1 pseudogene is annotated in these 559 nt (G+C 60.3%); it reads left to right on the forward strand.

Annotated features, from left to right (window positions below):
• A pseudogene (locus G3574_RS06980) lies at positions 1–559 on the forward strand (benzoyl-CoA 2,3-epoxidase subunit BoxB); the annotation flags it as partial.

The following is a 559-nucleotide window of genomic DNA, read 5'->3' on the forward strand; positions in this document are numbered from 1 at the left end:
CAGTTGAATGCGCTCGCTGAATCGGGCTTCGATCCGCTGTCGCGCACCTGCCGCTTCATGCTGACCGAGGAAGCGCACCACATGTTCGTCGGCGAGTCCGGTGTCTCGCGCACCATCCAGCGCACCGTGGACATCATGAAGCAGCATGGCATCGAGGATCCGGCGGAAGTGCGCAAGCACGGCGTGATCGACCTGCAGACCATCCAGCGTTATTTGAATTTCCACTTCAGCGTGACCGTCGACCTGTTCGGCGCCGACCAGTCGTCCAATGCAGCGACCTTCTACAGTTCGGGCTTGAAGGGACGCTATGAAGAAACCAAGCGCGACGACGACCATGTCCTCAAGGGCAACCAGTACAAGATCCTGGAAATCCAGGGCGACAAGATCGTCGAAAAGGAAGTGCCGATGCTCAACTCGCTCAACGAAGTGCTGCGCGACGACTACATCCGCGATTCCATCGCCGGCATCGGCCGCTGGAACCGCGTGATCGAAAAGGCCGGCTTCGGCTTCCGCCTGCAGGCGCCGCACAAGGCGTTCAACCGCCACATCGGCACCTTCG

The organism is Noviherbaspirillum galbum (genome assembly GCF_010974945.1).
Classification (GTDB): domain Bacteria; phylum Pseudomonadota; class Gammaproteobacteria; order Burkholderiales; family Burkholderiaceae_D; genus Noviherbaspirillum; species Noviherbaspirillum galbum.